14 protein-coding genes are annotated in these 16,777 nt (G+C 58.7%); 6 read left to right on the top strand and 8 right to left on the bottom strand.

Annotated features, from left to right (window positions below; genetic code table 11):
- Positions 1-6: 6 nt before the first annotated feature.
- The 5 genes from GM668_RS25425 to GM668_RS25405 all read right to left on the bottom strand — a co-directional run bounded on the left by GM668_RS25425 (position 7) and on the right by GM668_RS25405 (position 7,117).
- Positions 7-573 carry a hypothetical protein gene (locus GM668_RS25425; RefSeq protein ID WP_155441778.1) on the bottom strand — a complete coding sequence of 189 codons (567 nt, stop codon included), beginning with the start codon at positions 571-573 and terminating at the stop codon, positions 7-9.
- Positions 551-1,075 carry a hypothetical protein gene (locus GM668_RS25420; RefSeq protein WP_155441777.1) on the bottom strand — a complete coding sequence of 175 codons (525 nt, stop codon included), beginning with the start codon at positions 1,073-1,075 and terminating at the stop codon, positions 551-553. Before GM668_RS25420 ends, GM668_RS25425 begins: the two co-directional genes overlap by 23 nt.
- Positions 1,072-3,126 (bottom strand): lysozyme family protein, encoded by a 2,055-nt coding sequence (locus GM668_RS25415; protein WP_155441776.1) that lies wholly within the window; start codon positions 3,124-3,126, stop codon positions 1,072-1,074. Before GM668_RS25415 ends, GM668_RS25420 begins: the two co-directional genes overlap by 4 nt.
- Complete coding sequence (locus GM668_RS25410; protein ID WP_155441775.1) at positions 3,123-6,104, bottom strand: type VI secretion system Vgr family protein; 2,982 nt, start codon at positions 6,102-6,104, stop codon at positions 3,123-3,125. Before GM668_RS25410 ends, GM668_RS25415 begins: the two co-directional genes overlap by 4 nt.
- Before the next feature lie 122 nt (positions 6,105-6,226).
- Complete coding sequence (locus GM668_RS25405) at positions 6,227-7,117, bottom strand: YicC/YloC family endoribonuclease (RefSeq protein WP_155441807.1); 891 nt, start codon at positions 7,115-7,117, stop codon at positions 6,227-6,229.
- 96 nt (positions 7,118-7,213) lie between these two features.
- Here GM668_RS25405 and GM668_RS25400 point away from each other — a divergent pair, with 96 nt between their 5' ends.
- Genes GM668_RS25400 through rph form a run of 3 tightly spaced genes read left to right on the top strand, consistent with a single transcriptional unit; the run spans position 7,214 to position 9,924 of the window.
- Complete coding sequence (locus GM668_RS25400; protein WP_155441774.1) at positions 7,214-8,209, top strand: serine/threonine protein kinase; 996 nt, start codon at positions 7,214-7,216, stop codon at positions 8,207-8,209.
- Between the two features lie 15 nt (positions 8,210-8,224).
- On the top strand, positions 8,225-9,196 hold the full coding sequence (locus GM668_RS25395) for a PP2C family protein-serine/threonine phosphatase (RefSeq protein WP_155441773.1): 972 nt from the start codon (positions 8,225-8,227) through the stop codon (positions 9,194-9,196).
- Positions 9,193-9,924 (top strand): ribonuclease PH, encoded by a 732-nt coding sequence (gene rph, locus GM668_RS25390; protein ID WP_155441772.1) that lies wholly within the window; start codon positions 9,193-9,195, stop codon positions 9,922-9,924. Before GM668_RS25395 ends, rph begins: the two co-directional genes overlap by 4 nt.
- Before the next feature lie 22 nt (positions 9,925-9,946).
- Here the strand turns inward: rph and GM668_RS25385 are convergent, their stop codons facing one another.
- The gene (locus GM668_RS25385) at positions 9,947-10,840 is read right to left on the bottom strand and encodes a LysR family transcriptional regulator (protein ID WP_155441771.1); all 894 of its coding nucleotides are present in this window, start codon (positions 10,838-10,840) and stop codon (positions 9,947-9,949) included.
- A 101-nt stretch (positions 10,841-10,941) separates the two neighbouring features.
- Between GM668_RS25385 and GM668_RS25380 the strand changes: the two genes are divergently transcribed.
- Entirely contained in the window at positions 10,942-11,958 is a 1,017-nt protein-coding gene (locus GM668_RS25380; RefSeq protein ID WP_155441770.1) for an NADP-dependent oxidoreductase, read from the top strand.
- Positions 11,959-11,961: 3 nt separating this feature from the next.
- On the opposite strand, the gene GM668_RS25375 is transcribed toward GM668_RS25380, so the two are convergent.
- Positions 11,962-13,545 carry an alpha-amylase gene (locus GM668_RS25375; protein ID WP_155441769.1) on the bottom strand — a complete coding sequence of 528 codons (1,584 nt, stop codon included), beginning with the start codon at positions 13,543-13,545 and terminating at the stop codon, positions 11,962-11,964.
- 272 nt (positions 13,546-13,817) lie between these two features.
- Between GM668_RS25375 and rdgB the strand changes: the two genes are divergently transcribed.
- Both rdgB and hemW read left to right on the top strand, forming a co-directional pair.
- Positions 13,818-14,402, top strand: coding sequence for an RdgB/HAM1 family non-canonical purine NTP pyrophosphatase (rdgB, locus tag GM668_RS25370; RefSeq protein ID WP_155441768.1), 585 nt, complete (start codon positions 13,818-13,820; stop codon positions 14,400-14,402).
- On the top strand, positions 14,399-15,685 hold the full coding sequence (hemW, locus tag GM668_RS25365) for a radical SAM family heme chaperone HemW (protein ID WP_155441767.1): 1,287 nt from the start codon (positions 14,399-14,401) through the stop codon (positions 15,683-15,685). The genes rdgB and hemW overlap by 4 nt, the downstream gene beginning before the upstream one ends.
- Positions 15,686-15,689: 4 nt before the next feature.
- On the opposite strand, the gene GM668_RS25360 is transcribed toward hemW, so the two are convergent.
- Positions 15,690-16,766, bottom strand: coding sequence for a patatin-like phospholipase domain-containing protein (locus GM668_RS25360; protein WP_155441766.1), 1,077 nt, complete (start codon positions 16,764-16,766; stop codon positions 15,690-15,692).
- Positions 16,767-16,777 lie beyond the last annotated feature (11 nt).

Raw genomic sequence — 16,777 nt, 5'->3', positions numbered from 1 at the left:
AGGTGTTCAATGTTTCTTTGATGCGTCATACATTTCGCCAACAATCCTTTGTTCAAAATGGTATGTGACGCCTACTGGATATGGAGATGCGGGATCTTCAACGTCCGGGAATGTGGCGTAGGTGTCAACTTTGAAGGGTAGCCATGACAAATCATTGATGTCTCTGCGCTTGTTGATCCTCGTGTATGCCAGATCATATGTAGCTGTTCCAGGACATAACGATTTAGCTTTTTTGACTGAAAGGCAACTTCCCGCGCAAGGGATGACTTTTAATCTGGCTGGAGTAATTATGACTTTGTAATCAGTAAGGATGACGTTGTAATCTTCATCATTGTTGATATAGCCGTATTTCCCAAGGTTGATTGGTCCAGTGCTGATGTTTTTGGATTTGTCTATCAAGAATACTGTAGGGCTCTTGCTAGATGCAATTAACCGGCAAATGCTATTTATTTTTGATTCATGCTCACCTGCTAGCAAGTACGGAGAAAGCAGCGCTAAGCTCATTGGTATGAGTCTTTTTAATTTCTCCGGGCTTATGAATTTAACCTCATTATTTTTTAATTGTGGGATCATATATTTCGCCGACAATTCTGCTGTTAAATGCGTAATCTAGTTCAACCCAATCATTTGTCTCGGGATCGATTACACTTGAAAATCCCATTTCACTTTCAGTTTTCCACGGAAGCGAGGAAGTGCCCTGTAAATCTTTTCCATCTCTAATAACAATACCTAGTGAGTAAGTTGAGGACATAGGGCAAAGGGGCTTAGTTCTCTTAGTTTCAAAGCAACCGATTGTGCAATTCTCAATCTTTAATCTTGCTGGAGTGATAATGATTTTATATTCGGTGGGAATAGTGAAGGTGTCACTATGGGAGTATTTGTAGGGGAATCGTCCAAATTCGATTGGTCCTTTGCTTAGCTTGCCATCCTTGCCGACCAAGAATGCAGTTGGGTTTTTTGATTTTTTTACAATATCGCACACTTCGGTATTATTTTCGTTACCTGATGCGTTCGCAATCATTACAAATGAAATTGCTAGAAAAGAAAAATGAGCGGTTAATGATTGGCGGGTCATTTAATTTGTTCGATTAAGAATGATTGGTATCTATTTTTCAGGTCGTTCATTGTGAAAACATAGCCATCTTTTTTTCTAACATGGATACCTCCAGGTAAGCTGGTCCACGTAGTTTTTAAGATGGACGCGGCCTCTTCAATTTTACCTGTTCGAATTAGCGATAAAGATTGTTTGCTTGCTTCTATCAGTCTTGTAGCCATCCTATCTTGTTGTAAAGGGGTAAAGCCCCTTTTAAATCCAAAATGAGGTTTGAGGAGCTCATAATAGGTCCCCAGAAGGATTTGATAAGCTCCAGCAGCCGTGTTGCTACGGTCTCCTAAGGACTCGAAAGGATGAGTGCTAACATCTTTGAAGCTTTTTCCTCCGTTTAGCAAGTAGTACCGTTTACTATCATCAGGCTCACCATGACACTCAAACTCTCTAAGAACTTTCAAAAAAGCACGTAGTCGAAGATCAGGCATTGGATCGGAAATTTTTCTATAGATCCCTGCAACTGCGTAATCTTGCATGTTGGGAAGCTGGGTTCTTTTGAAGTCACTGATATACCCATCATACGTCCGCACATCAATATGCCCATAATTCTTGTCATCCGGCAGGTTGGGCTTAGTTGCTTCTCTTGGCTTCTTCGGGTCAGCCCCGCCTGTATATTTCGTCTTATTTTTCTTTGCTTCCTCTTTGGCAAGCTTGCGCTCTTTCATCGCTGCTTCCCACAAACTAAGCTCCTTCTTGTACGCCGCTTGTTTCAGGTCGTACTCAGCCTTTTCCTTTTCATACTTCTTAAAGGCCGCCTCGGTAACTTTGCGGTTTGCTTCTTCTTTTTCGTCGGAATAACGGTAAACAATCACGTCGCCTGGTAGCGCCCAGCGCGCATCAGGAACCGATGCCGTAACGTCCACAAACCCCTGCGACAGCAGCCATTTTCCCGCACCTTTGGCTGAAATGTCATCGTTGAATCCACTGACCAGGCCGGCACGCCATAAACCCACTTTTACCGAGGCATAACAACGCCCATCGGACTTGCCGGGAGCTTTGCCGGTTAGCGGCGTAAATTTCTTGGCCAACAGGTCTGCTTTGATTGATGCAGACGTGCATTTATCGGTTTTGAACATGGCGTCCCACTGCCATGTCGACTGTTCTTCCATGATGTCGATCAGCGTTTTGACGGAAGGTGGTACCGGCTGGTCCAGGCTGGTGACCTTTGGTCCTGCCACCGTGCCGGTGTTCTGCTGTTGGGCCGGGGGCGATTTGGCGCCAGATGCAGCCTTGTCATTGACTCCCGGCGTCGTACAGCCGGAAGCGCCGGCTTTAAAGTCTTGCGGACTCCACAGTCCTAAAGTTGGCAAGCGGTTCCTGTGCAGCCAGTCTCCAACCCGTTCTTTGATGGATAAACGCGGACGTCCTGCGTTATCGCGGCAAGCTTGCGTTTCCTTGCTGGGCGGCTTGCCATTGCCGGCAATTTGCCCGGCAGTGGGCGCGTTGGGGGCAACGGTGGCAGTTGGGGCTTGCGGCGGGGCGGCGGGTTGTGCCGGAGGCGGCGCTGCCGTTGCTGCGGTAACTGGCGCCGCAGCAGGCGCCGGAGTCGGTCCCGGCGTGGCAGCTGCCGGATCTGGTTCACCTTCATGTGGCTCCGTCTCCAGCGCCACCTTGATATGGGGGCTGACCGCACACACGTTCATGTCAGAGCCCTGGGTGAAACCGACGTATTTGGTCGAATACTCGCCATTGGTCTTCTTGACCAGGATTTCCAGCGGTTCGTTGGGCTTCAAGCCGGAGATTTCCGGTATGTTGCCTTGCTCATCTGTCGTGCCGCTGTAAGTCTCTTTGCCGACCACGACACGGCATTTCAGCCCGGCGATGGGCTGCCCGCCAAAGTCGCGGATCGACATGTTGAAACAAATGGTGCTGTCGCCGTCGGCCTGTGCGTCCGCTGCGGGCGAGGCGTCAGGCGCCGCGATGTCATCTGGCTCGACAGCAGGCGCCGCATCAGGCAATGCATCCAACTGCGGAAACGCGCTGGTGGCATTGCGCGGCAAAGGTGACTGGCCAATCATGCGTCCCCTCCTGCAGGGCCAAAGTTATGTTTAACATCCACAAACACCCGCCATTCCCCCTCACCCAAAAACAAATCCACCGCCTCCTTCTCCTTGGTAAACACGCGGCGTGTATCGCCTTCGTCGCCCGTGACGCCGGTGGCGATGACAGTGCCGGACTTGTCGCGGATCGAATACGGCATTTGCACGTGGGCCGCGCCGCTGGTTTCATCCACACCGATAAAATTGGCGACATTGACTTGCTGGCTGTAGACGCCGGGCCAGCTTTCCGGCACAGGCATGCGCGGGAAATCGGAGCTGGCGCTGGCCGGTCCACCCAATTCCTTCATGCTGGCCTTGAAGTCGATTTTTCCCGGACCGTGCAGCATGATGTTGCCGCCTTCCAGCTTCAGGAACGCGCCTTGCGCTGCCAGTTGCACGTGTTCTTTGGCGGCAGCCAGTACGCTGCCGCTCACGCTGGCGACCGTCACAGATTTGTCCGCCGTGATAGCGGTGCGGCCGGTCTGGCTCTGCACACTGGCTTCGCCGCTGGCCGCATGCAGGCGGATACCGGTTTCCTGTACCGGCTTGCTGCCGCTTGCCTTACCGTAGGTGAACAGGCTGATGCCGCCCGCCACCGCCTGCAAGTGATTGCCTTGCGCGGCCATGTTGATGTCCTGTCCCGCCGTGATGCTGCTGTTTTCCGCTGCACTGAGGATGGCGCTGCCTGGCGTGAGGGCGGCAATACCGGCGGGCGCAGACAATTGCAGTTGTGGTTCGCGGAATGCGCTGGCGCCCGCGTCATTGCCAGCGATAGTTTTCATGCTGTGCGCGACGGCGGCAATGGCTGGCAGCTGGTCTGGCGCCGGTTCTGGTGTTCCATTGCTAGCGGCCACGCCCGCGCGGTGCTGTTGCGCGGTTTTTGCCATCGATGCCTGCAATTGCACTGCTTGTCCCAGCTGCGCATGCGCTTCGCGTGCATCGAGCTGGCTGCCGCTGGCGCCGCGCCGCGCATCGCCGGACAACAGTATGCCTTGTCCGGCACGCAGCGCGGCGCTGTGCGTCGTATGGAGTTCAGCGCCCAAACCTGCCGGCTCCAGCGACTGGTTATCGTCCTGATGGCGCTGGCGCCCGAGGTTCAGTTCGGACGCATCTTGCTGTTGCCTGCCATGGCGCTGTAATGCCAGGCGCGGACGTCCCGCCGTATCGTCGAACACCAGCTGGCTGTAAGCGCCCGTTCCCTCCTGGCTGGCGCTCATGGCTTGCGATTTCAGGCCCGACAGCACGGCCGGATGGGCGTGCGCGGCGCTGGCGCCCGGGAACCATGCGGGCGCGTTGCCCGTGCTGGCGCCCGCCCCAGCGGCATGCTGGTTGTGCTGCGCATTGTCGTGGCCCTTGCCGTTGTACAGCGCGCCAATGATGGTGGGACGGTCGATATCGCCTTCGAGAAAGTCCACCAAGACTTCCTGGCCAACGCGGGGCAGGGCGTGGCTGCCCCAGTTGGCGCCGGCAATGGGCGCCAGCGGCGTGGCAACGCGCACCCATGTGCCGGCGCTGTCGTCGGCGGGTGCCCCAGCGTGGCTGTCCGGATCAGGATGTTCCAGCCGGCTGTGGCTTTGCTTGCCACGCTGCCAGTGGAACTGCACTTTGACGCGGTGGTCGCGGTCGGTATGGATGGTGCTGCCCGGCGGGCCGACAACGATCGCCGTCTGCTGGCCGGTCACGCGGGGTTTTTGATGGCGGGGTTCGCCATCGTCGCCAAAGGGCGCCGGACGGTACGCAATACTGCTGCGTATTGCTTCGATACGGTTGCGGTACAGCGGGCGTTCATGGATGCGCAGTCCCGCCGCATGCAGGCCGGTCGAGGTTTCCTTGGCAATGCTGGAAGCCAGGGCGCCAACGGGCAGACGCGCACTGATTGCAGCCTGCATCTGGGCGTCCAGATTGTTGTGCATCAGGTGTACTGCGCGCAGCACCACGAACGTGCGCGCGTCATCGCCGTCGGCTAAATCCAGCTGGTCTTGTCCATGCAGTGTAAATATGGTGCCAGGGGACAGCGTGCGCACGGTCCCTGCACCAGTGTGGACTTCTTTGCGCGCTTCCAGTCCGGCCAGCAGATTGTCTGCATGCCGCTGCCCATGCGCGGTGGAGGCATAAGCATACTGGCCCAGCGTATCGCGGTGGGATAGCGGCGAAGCGCCGCCGCTGCCTGCATTGACTGGCCTGCTGTGCAATGTCCGGTAATCCCAGCTGCGCAATTCGATGGCATTGGTTTGCAGGCGCAGTTCGGTACGCCAGCGGTCCATTGCATCGTCCTTCATCACGGCGCCGGGCTGGGTAAAGCGGACAATGGGCTGGCCGGCAGGCTGGAATACGCCGTTATGGTCGGCGATGACCAGCGTATGCGCGCCCAGCGCAGGGCTGTCCGGATCGCCTGCATGGTCGAAAAAATAAAACAAGCCCTGTTCCAGCATCAGGCGCTGGACAAAGGCCAGGTCGCTTTCCTGATACTGCGTCACCAGGCTGTGTCTGGGATAAACGCTGATGTCGAGCAAGTCGAAGCGCCACGCGGGCGCCAGCTTGCCCCGGCCGCGCCACGCGGAAAAGACGGCGTCCAGTATTTCCGGCACCGTCATGTCCTGGAATACCCGGCTGTCGCGGCCGTATGCCAGAAAGCTGGTCCAGGGCTCCAGTGTCAGCTGGTAGCGTGCCAGCCCGCCATTGGATGCGGCCAGTTCCACTGCAGTGATATGGCCGTGAAAAGGGCGCAATGTATCCGTGCTGGCTGTCAGCAATTGCAGCAGGGCAGGTTGCCCCAGCAGTGACTTCAGCGGGATGGCGGCATCGGTCGATAGCGCGCTGATCGTGAGCGAAAAGCCGGCATCCAGCGCTTCTTCGCCACGAACGCATTCCGGGATCAGCTTGTCTGCCCCAATGGGCGTGCTCAGCTGTAGCAGGCGGGTGGCTTGTGTCAGGCCGGAAAACGAAAAACTTGCCATACAACATGTCGAAAGTCATTTATTAATGACAATATTACACGTTGAATATGTATTTTTGATAAGAGTGCGCCTATCGTGCGCACCCTCAGGGGAAGCAGCCCGGCGTGGCGGGCCGGCATTGCTTACTCCAGGTTTTGCACCTGCTCGCGCATCTGCTCGATCAACAGCTTCAATTCCATCGAGGCATCGGCCAATTCCTTGACCGACGCCTTGGCGCCCAGGGTGTTCGCTTCGCGGTTCAATTCCTGCATCATGAAGTCCAGGCGCTTGCCGACCTGGCCGCCTTTTTTCAGGATGTGGCGCGTTTCCGTCAGGTGGGCGGACAGGCGGCCCAGTTCTTCGGCCACGTCGATACGGATGCCGTACAAAATCACTTCCTGGCGGATGCGTTCCAGCGCGTCCTGGCGCGACAGGCTTGTGTTCGAGCTCTGGCACGCGATGCCCAGCGCTTCCTGCATGCGTTCCACGGCTTTTTGCTGGAATTGCGCAACCACCTGGGGAATCAGCGGCGTGATGCGCTTGACGATGGCTTCCATTGATTCAATGCGGGACACCAGCATGGCTTCCAGCGCCGCACCTTCGCGCTGGCGGCTGGTGACAAACGCGGACAGCGTGCGCTGCATCAGCGCGGCCACGTCGGCTTGCAGGGTTTCCTGCCCGATTTGTGCTTCTTCCACCACACCGGGCCAGCGCAGCAATTCCGCCACAGTCATCTGCGGCGCTTGCGGGAAGTGGGACGCCACTTCGCCTTGCAAACGCGACAATTCTGTCAGCAACTGGGTATTCAATGCCTGGGTGCCGGCCGCGGCAGCCTTGCGGCCAAAGCTCAGGCGCAGTTCCACCTTGCCGCGCGTGATGGCGGCCATGATCGCAGAGCGTAAATCGGGTTCGAGGGCGCGCAAATCGTCGTTGATACGAAACTGCAGGTCAAGAAAACGCGAATTGACGCTTTTGATTTCAATGGTCAATGTCCCGGCTGCGCTTTCGCTGGTGGCGACCGCGTAGCCCGTCATGCTGGAAATACTCAATGGATCTCCCCGATCTTTTTTTAATCTTTACAAAAACAGTGATTTCTCCACACAATCCAGTTGTTGAGGCGAGGAAATCCTATGGCTGCACAGAACAACGCCCCATTGCCGGAAGGGCTGGAAATTGCTGGATATCGCATTGTAAAGAAAATTGCGTCCGGCGGGTTCAGTATTGTTTACCTTGCCTACGATGGGGAAGGCAATGCTGTCGCCATCAAGGAGTACTTGCCCAGCGCGCTGGCGCTGCGCCAGCAGGGCGAACTGGCGCCCGTCATAGCGAAAGCCAATCTCCCTGTGTTCCGTATCGGCTTGAAATGCTTCTTTGAAGAGGGCCGCGCGCTGGCCCGTATTTCGCACCCGAATGTTGTGAGAGTGCTAAATTTCTTTCGCGCAAATGAGACAGTGTACATGGTGATGGCGTATGAATCGGGCCATTCGCTGCAAGAACACATACAGCGCCAGCGCGCCAAAGGCAGCCGCCTGGGCGAACCGTTTATCCGCCAGATCTTCCTGCAAGTGGTGAAAGGGTTGCGGGAAGTCCATGCCAGCAAATTGCTGCACCTGGATTTAAAACCTGCCAATATCTATTTGCGTACGGACGGCACGCCGATGCTGCTTGACTTCGGCGCCGCGCGGCAAACCGTCAACAATGATTTGCCGATGCTGACGCCGATGTACACGCCGGGTTTTGCGCCGCCAGAGCTGTACATCAAGACCGAGCCGCTGGGTCCCTGGACGGACATTTACAGTATCGGCGCCGCGATGTTTGCGTGCATGGTAGGTTCGCCGCCGCAGCCTGCCGACCAGCGCCGCAAGGAAGACAAGATGGCGGAACACTTTGCCAAGCTCGATGGCCATTACACCCAGGAGCTGGTGGCGCTGGTGCGCAGCGCGCTGGCGGTGGACCCGCTGGCGCGGCCGCAAAGCCTGTTTGAGATCCAGAAAGTGCTGCAAACGCCGCTGCCGCAGCCGCCTGCCGAACCGGGGACGCTGGAAAAGCTGGGCGGCCAGGTGCGGGGCTTGTTTGAACGCTTTACGCGCAAGAAGGATGCCGCCCAAACCACGCTGCATCCTTAAAAAGAAGGAAAGGCCATGCAATTTTCCGTGTACCAGGAAAGCCAGATCGGCGGCCGCAAGGTGAACCAGGACCGCATGGGCTACAGTTTTACGCGCGATGCGCTGCTGTTGGTGCTGGCCGACGGCATGGGCGGCCATTTGAAGGGCGAAGTTGCCGCCACCATCACGCTGCAAACGATTTCCACGCTATTCCAGCAGCAAGCCACGCCTTACGTAAAAATCCCGGAACGCTTCCTCGAGGAAGCGTTCATGGCGGCGCACCAGGAAATCCACCGCTACAAGGCCATGCACAATTTGCCTGACACGCCGCGCACCACCGTGGTGGCGTGCCTGATCCAGCACAACCTGGCCACCTGGGCCCATTGCGGCGATTCGCGCCTGTACTGGATGCGTGGCGGCCAGGTATTGGCCCGCACGCGCGACCACTCGCACGTGGAAAGCCTGATTGCCAAAGGACTGGTGCAGCCATCGGAACGCACCACGCACCCAGACCGCAACAAGCTGTATAACTGCCTGGGCGCGTCGTCGCTGCCCAAGGTCGAGATGTCGCGCCGCGCCAGCCTGTTGCCGGGCGACGTGATGCTATTATGCTCGGATGGCCTGTGGAATGAGCTGGCCGATGAAGACATGGCGCAGCGGCTGCAAACGCAAACCGTCGTGCGCGCGGTGCCGGACATGCTGCGCCAGGCCGTGGCCACGGGTGGTCCGGCCAGCGATAATGCCACCGCTTTGGCTATCATGTGGCAAGGCAGCACGGCTGCCGACGGCATCCCATCGCAACCCAGCGCTTCCATGATTTCCACGGAAATGCTGGCCGAAGACCAGGTCAATTCCACGATACTCGGCGCCGAAGCGCAGGCAGCGCAGCAAGAGAGCGCGGTAGCCGACGTGTTCGACGACGATGAAATTGAACGGGCGATCGCGGAAATCCGCGGCGCCATTGAAAAATCCACGCAATTACTAACCAAGAGAGATCCTTCCCAATGACGTTTGAATCCCGCCCGAGCGGCCGCGCTGTTGACGCGCTGCGCAAACTCACCCTGACGCGCAATTACACCAAGCATGCGGAAGGTTCCGTACTGATCGAATGCGGCGATACCAAAGTCATTTGCACGGCCAGTGTGGAAGAAAAGGTGCCGGGCTTCATGAAGGGCGAAGGGCGTGGCTGGCTGACGGCGGAATATGGCATGCTGCCCCGTTCCACGCATACGCGCATGGACCGCGAAGCGGCCAAGGGCAAGCAAAGCGGCCGCACGCAGGAAATCCAGCGCCTGATCGGCCGTTCGCTGCGCGCTGCGTTTGACCTCGATGCGCTGGGCGAGCGCACGCTGAAACTGGACTGCGACGTGATCCAGGCCGATGGCGGCACCCGCACCGCATCGATCACAGGGGCGATGGTGGCGGCGTACGACGCGCTGTCGAAACTGGTGGCGAAAGGGGCGCTGCCTGCCGTGCCATTGAAGCATTTCGTGGCAGCCATTTCTGTCGGCGTGTACCAGGATATGCCGGTGCTGGACCTCGATTATGTGGAAGATTCCGGCTGCGATACGGACATGAATGTCGTCATGACGGATGCGGGCGGCTTCATTGAAGTGCAGGGAACGGCGGAAGGCGCGGCCTTTGACCGCGAGCGCATGAACCGCTTGCTGGACTTGGCGCAGGCCGGGATTGCGGACCTGATCACATTGCAGAAGCAGGCGCTGGGATTGGCCTGAGCGCAGGGCGGGCCAAGGTACGCTACGCCGCCATTTTCTCTTGTAGAAATGCGATAAACGCGGCAGTCTTGCGGGCCAGGAATGCCCGCGCCGGATATACGGCGTAATTCGACGGCCCTGGCGGCAGCGCCACATCCGTCAACAGCGGCACCAGCAAGCCCGCCGCGATTTCTTCCCGTACCAGCGGCGCCGGCACCCTGATAATGCCCGCGCCGCCGACAGCCGCCGTCACCAGCGATCCGCCGTCATTCATTTGCAGCGGCCCATCGACCCGCATCGTGTACGGCCCGTCCGGCCCCATGAATGACCAGTCGTCATACACGCGGCTGCCCACTGCGTACAGCAGGCATGCATGGTGCTGCAAGTCTTCCACGGCCTGCGGCGTGCCGGCCCGTTCCAGGTAAGACGGCGCCGCTACGATCACGGCGGGATTGTCGCTGAGCTTGCGGGCCACGAGGGTGGAATCGACCAGGCTGGACGTGCGGATCGCCACGTCGATTTGCTCGGCAATCAAATCCGTCATGCGGTCATCCAGTTGCAGCGACACCTTCACTTGCGGGTAGCGCGCCGTGAATTCCACCAGTTTGGGCACCAGTAATTTGCGGCCCGCCATCGAACAGGATACGCGCAGCACGCCCCGCGGCTCGTCCTGGTATTGCCCGCTCAATTGTTCGACGTTGGCCAGCGCCTGTTCGATGCGCTGCGCTTCCCGCAACACCAGTTCGCCGATTTCCGTCAGCGCCAGCCGGCGCGTCGACCGCTGGATCAGGCGCGCTCCCAATTCCTCTTCGAGTTTCGCCAGTTGGCGCGACACGACGGACTTGCCGCAACCGAGGCGCTGGGCGCATGCGCTGATGCTGCCGGCCTGGATGATGGCGGCAAACACGGCCAGCCGCTGGGGATTCAAGGTATTCATTGTTCGAATTTGGTCAACAATATTGTGTGGTATTGCTAGCTTATCAGGCAACGATGCGGGGCGTACACTGCTTCCCATCAACTAACTCACTGGAGCCTGATATGACCACCCCCAACCGTGCATTTCGTTCGTTTCGCCTGATCCGCCGTCCGCAAGGCGCCGTGCAAGCGGCTGATTTTGAATTGGCCGCCGAAGCGCTGCGCGACGTGCAGGACGGCGAAGTGCTGGTGCAAGTGCAGTATATTTCGCTGGATCCGGCCATGCGCGGCTGGATGAATGAAAGCAAAGAATCGTATATGCCGCCGGTGGCATTGGGCGACGTCATGCGCGCCATCGCGGCCGGTAAAGTCATCGCCTCGAAGCATCCCAACTTTGCTGCGGGTGATTATGTGACGGGGCTGCTGGGCGTGCAGGAATATGCGTATTCGAATGGCCAGGGCTTGACCAAGGTGGATCCATCGCTGGCGCCGCTGCCGCTGTTCCTTGGCGCGCTGGGGATGCCTGGCTTGACGGCATACTTTGGTTTGCTCGACGTGGGCCAGCCGAAGGCAGGCGACACGGTGGTCGTCTCTGGCGCGGCCGGTGCGGTGGGTGCGCTGGTCGGGCAAATTGCGAAGATCAACGGCGCCCGCGTCATCGGTATTGCTGGCGGCGCCGATAAGGTGCGCTACCTGACGGAAGAACTGGGTTTTGATGCCGCCATCGATTACAAGAACGATGACGTGGCCGCAGCGCTGAAAGAGCTGGCGCCCAATGGTGTCGATGTGTTCTTTGATAACGTGGGCGGCGCGATTCTCGATGCGGTGCTGATGCGTTTGGCCCATGGCGCGCGCATTGTGATTTGCGGCGCGATTTCACAGTACAACAACAAGGAAGCCATGCACGGCCCGGCCAACTACCTGCAATTGCTGGTCAAGCGCGCGACGATGCGGGGTGTCATGGTGGCGGATTACTACCACCGCGCCATGGAAGCCATTACTGCCATGGGCGGCTGGATCGCAGCGGGCAAATTGAAAACCCGTGAACACGTGGTGGAAGGGTTTGACACGTTCCCTGACACGTTCAACAAGCTGTTCACGGGGGATAACAACGGCAAGCTGGTGCTGAAAGTCGCTTAACGCTTAGTTGGTGTTCAGGCCGTATTTACCTGCACGCACCCACACCGTGACTTTTGCCGGCGGCGCCTGGAAGTTGGCCCAGCCGCTGGCATTCGCGCACACTTGCGACGCCACCGCGTTGGTGATGTCGGTGAAGCACTGGTTCGCATGCGCGGCGCCCACGTACATCCACTTGTAGCCCGTGGTGGTCTGGTTATCGTTCATCAGGACCGCCAGGCCATACCAGTGCTGCGCATTGCCTTCACGGGTAAAGCCGACGACGTCGGCATGGTCGAAGTAATCGTTCTGGACGCCGTACGCGTGGAATTTGCGGGCCTTCATCAACTGGTCCAGCACCCACGAGTGGTTCGCGACCTTGCCTGGCACACCTTCATAGTCGCCCAGGAACACTGTTGGATAGCCTCCCGAGCGCAGCAGGATCGTGGCATAGGCCATCGGCTTGAACCAGTCCTGCACCTTGGACGACAGGCCGCGGCCATCGAGCGTGTCGTGGTTGTCAACGAAGGTGGCGGCGCGCGTCGGCTGCCATGACACCAGCGTGTTGGTCAGCAGGGAGCCCATGTCGAAGCTGCCGTATGCATTGCCGGCGGCCTGGAACTTCGCGTGCAGCGGCACGTCGAATGCGGACATCGTCGTGGCGGAGCCTGGATTCACCGTGTTGACGTAATTGTTCAGGCGGTTGATGTCATTGTCCCAGTATTCAGCCACGGCATACGCGTTTGGCTTGCTGGTGGCGCTGCGCACGTACGACAGCCACTCAGGATAGTAAGACGCCATGATGTGCTTGGCCGCGTCGATGCGGAAGCCATCGAGCTTGGCGGTATTGGTGTACCACACGCCCCAGTCTTTCAAGTGCTGGCGCACGTCCGGATGCTGGAAGTCGACGTCGGCGCCCATCAGGTAATCGTAGTTGCCGTACTCGGTCGACACTTCCGGATCCCAGCCCTTGCCAGTGCCGCGGAATTTATAAATGCGGCAATTGGTGCAGCCATCGGCGCCCAGGTTTTGCGCGTAATCGGTGCCGTCGAAGTGGTACCAGGTCCAGCGGAAATTGTTGTACTTGAGGGTGCCGTCGGCTTGCAGGCGGCCGGGGAAGTTAAAGCTGGTCCACACTTGCAGGCTGACGTCGCCGCCGTATTCGACATTGCGGTTGTTCTGGTCCACGCGCACGCCGGTGGTCCACTCCGTGGTTTCCGCGCCCATCTTGTGGTTCAGCACGATGTCGGCATAGACCTGGATGCCGTTCGCGTGCGCCGCATCGATGGCGGCAATGTATTCCGCCTTGGTGCCCCAGCGCGTGCGCACGGCGCCTTTCTGGTTGAATTCGCCGAGATCGAACAAGTCGTACACGGCATAGCCGACGTCATTGACGCCGCCGCTGCCCTTGTAGGCGGGCGGCAGCCAGAACGCCGTCACGCCCCGGTTGGCCCAGGCGGCGGCATTGTTTTTTACGCGGTTCCAGTGCTGGCCATCGCCGCTGGAATCCCAGTCAAAGTACTGCAGCATGGTGCCGTTGGTTTGCGCCATGGCGGCGCCGGCGGACAGCGCCAGGGCGGCGCCAAAAATGTATTGCTGGATCTTTTGCATCGGTGTCTCCGTTATTGTTTCGTTGCGGTACATGATTTAGTTTTGTTACAGCACAACGCTTGTATTGCGATTACAAAATTCCCTGTAGTTGGCTTGGTTATCTCCTTTTCTTGCTCACATAATTTAGTAGTTTCATTACAAATGTCGGAAAAGTAAACCGAATTGTTACGGACTGTGGTGCGCAATACCCAATTCCGGATGGCAAGGCATGGAGCGTGGCGCGGCAGCGGCGCGGTACAATACCTGCTTTGAAATTTCAGCCGGAACCTGCCATGACCCAAACCCTCGTCCTCGCCTCCAACAACAAAGGCAAGCTCAAAGAATTCAACGAATTGCTGGCCACGGTGGGCTTCGACGTGCGCCCGCAGGGCGAATTCAACGTGCCGGAAGCAGAGGAGCCGTTTGCGACGTTCGTGGAAAACGCGCTGGCCAAGGCGCGCCACGCAGCGCGCCTGACGGGCTTGCCGGCGCTGGCCGACGATTCCGGCGTGTGCGTCAATGCGCTGAAAGGGGCGCCGGGCGTGTATTCCGCGCGCTATGCAGGGGAGCCGAAATCGGATGCGGCCAACAATGCGAAAGTCATTGCCGACCTGGCTGCGCATGCGGATAAATCCGCGTATTACTACTGCGTGCTGGTATTTGTGCGCCACGCGGACGATCCGCAGCCGGTGATTGCCGATGGCCGCTGGCATGGCGAAATCATTGAGGCAGCGCGCGGCGACGGTGGTTTCGGCTATGACCCGCACTTTTACATTCCTGCACTGGGCAAGTGCGTGGCGGAACTGGCGCCGGAAGAAAAGAACCGTTTGTCGCACCGTGGCCAGGCCCTGCGCGTGCTGGTGGAAAAACTCAAATGATCCCGATTAAAGTTGTCGGCGCAGGTTCATCCAACACAGCGTCCAATGCCACGCCAAAACCGGCCGATGTGCCGGCTGGAAGCTACGCGGGTGCGGCCGGCGCCGCGCTGAATTACCTGCAGCCGGGCGCGCTGAATTTGACGGCGCTGCCGCCGCTGTCGCTGTACATCCACTTCCCATGGTGCGTGCGCAAGTGCCCGTATTGCGACTTCAATTCGCATGAAGCGCAAGACCGTGCGTTTCCGGAAGACGAATACCTGGCCGCGCTGCGCACGGACCTGGAAATGGCGCTGCCATTGATCTGGGGGCGCAAGATCCACACGATCTTCATTGGCGGCGGCACGCCGAGCCTGATGTCGGCAGCGGGGCTGGACCGCCTGATGTCGGATGTGCGCACGTTGCTGCCGATGGATGCAGACATTGAAATCACGATGGAAGCCAATCCCGGCACGTTTGAAGCGGAAAAGTTCAAGTCGTACCGCGCCAGCGGCATCAACCGCCTGTCGATCGGAATCCAGAGCTTTAACGCCGGACACTTGAAGGCGCTGGGCCGCATCCACGATGGTGGGGAAGCCCGCCGCGCCGTGGAAATCGCGCAGTCCACGTTTGACAATTTCAACCTGGATTTGATGTATGCGCTGCCATCGCAGACCCTGGAGCAGGCGCGCACCGACATTGAAACCGCCATCAGTTTCAAGCCGCCGCATTTGTCGCTGTACCATCTGACGATGGAGCCGAACACGGTATTCGCGAAATATCCGCCTGCGCTGCCGGACGACGACGCCAGTGCGGATATGCAAGACATGATTGCCGAGCTGACTGCATCGCACGGCTATGGCCACTATGAAGTGTCCGCCTATGCACAGCCGGGCCGCCAGGCGCGCCACAATCTCAATTACTGGACCTTTGGCGATTACATCGGCATTGGCGCCGGTGCGCATTCCAAGATTTCATTCCCCCACCGCATCTTGCGACAGGCCCGCTACAAGCAGCCGAAGACGTATATGGAGCAAGTCAAGGCAGGCAATCCCGTGCACGAAGAACGGGAAATCAGCCGCGCCGACATGGGTTTTGAATTCATGCTGAACACTTTACGCCTGCGCGGCGGCTTCCCGCCGCAACTGTTCCCGGAACGCACGGGCCTGCAAATCAATGCCATCGACAAGGCATTGAATGAAGCGGAAGCCAAGGGCTTATTGGTGCGCGATCACTTGCTGATCAAGCCGACGGAACTGGGGCAGCGGTTCTTGAATGATTTGCAGGAAATGTTTTTAGGCGAGTAAGGCTTTACGCAAACCCGTTTACCGCCCGCAAATCCGGCTTCTCCACCCATCGTGCAAACGCTTCGGCCATGCGCTCGCTTTCGCCGATGGCTTTTTGCCAGTCGCGGATACGGGTGTCGTGGTTTTGGCCGTAAGCTTTGAAGTCGGAACGGTCGGGCAGTTTGCCGTTCGGCAGGCGGGACAGGAAGGCTGGCGAGGGCGACACCAGCACGACGTTTTCCAGCGCTTCATCGCGGGCGCGGCGCCATGGCATGGATTTGTCCAGCCAGCCGGGAATGATGTGGTCGGAAAAGTGCGGATACAGCACCAGGCCAGGATCGCGCTGGTACGGCAAGTGCAGGTGATAGTCGATCAGGCCGCCGTCCCAGTACGCGCCTGCCGGTGCGCCGGGAATATCGGTCACGGCTTCCAGTACCAGTGGAATCGAGCCGGACGCCATCAGTGCGCTGTGCACGTTCGCTTCAGACAGGCCGACAAAGTGGCCTTCAAATGCATCGAAGGACCGTTTCAGCCAGGCCGCATCATCGCGCGCGTCATGGAAAATCACGCGCTGCATGGAGCCGGCGAGGCGGTTGCGCGACACGGCGTTCCCCAATGCTGCACGGATAAAACCGGATGTTTCGCGCCAGCGGCTGCCGGCCGCATTGGCCAGCGGACCGGCGCCGCGCACGGTAATCACGGACAAGTGATAGTCTGGGCTGGACAGCATTTCCGCGCTGCGGCCATCGACCAATTCTTCCAGCAATGCGCGGCACGTGCGCGAGACATAAGCGGCATCGACCTTGGCCGGATAGCGCTGGTTCGCATACAAGTGCGCCAGCCGTTTATGGGCGGCAACCGGATCGGCAAAGGTGCTGGCCGCCATGCGCCATGCGCCTATCGACGCACCGATCAGTTTGCGCGGGCGCCTGGCCTGTTTAAAGAAGTCGCCACACATCCACTGATCCAGCCCGTTGAGAATCAAGCCTTTCGGGCCGCCTGCCGCGGCAGGCACGATGGCAACGTCGGCAGCCTGGAAGCCTTCGCGCTGGATGCGCTGGCGGGCGCGTTCGCCGATGCGGATGGTGATGGGGGATTGCATGGTTTTAGCAG

This window comes from Pseudoduganella ginsengisoli (assembly GCF_009720865.1).
Classification (GTDB): domain Bacteria; phylum Pseudomonadota; class Gammaproteobacteria; order Burkholderiales; family Burkholderiaceae_D; genus Rugamonas; species Rugamonas ginsengisoli.
The sequence above is the reverse complement of the archived record's forward strand: the minus strand, read 5'-3'. Positions and strand labels throughout refer to the sequence as shown.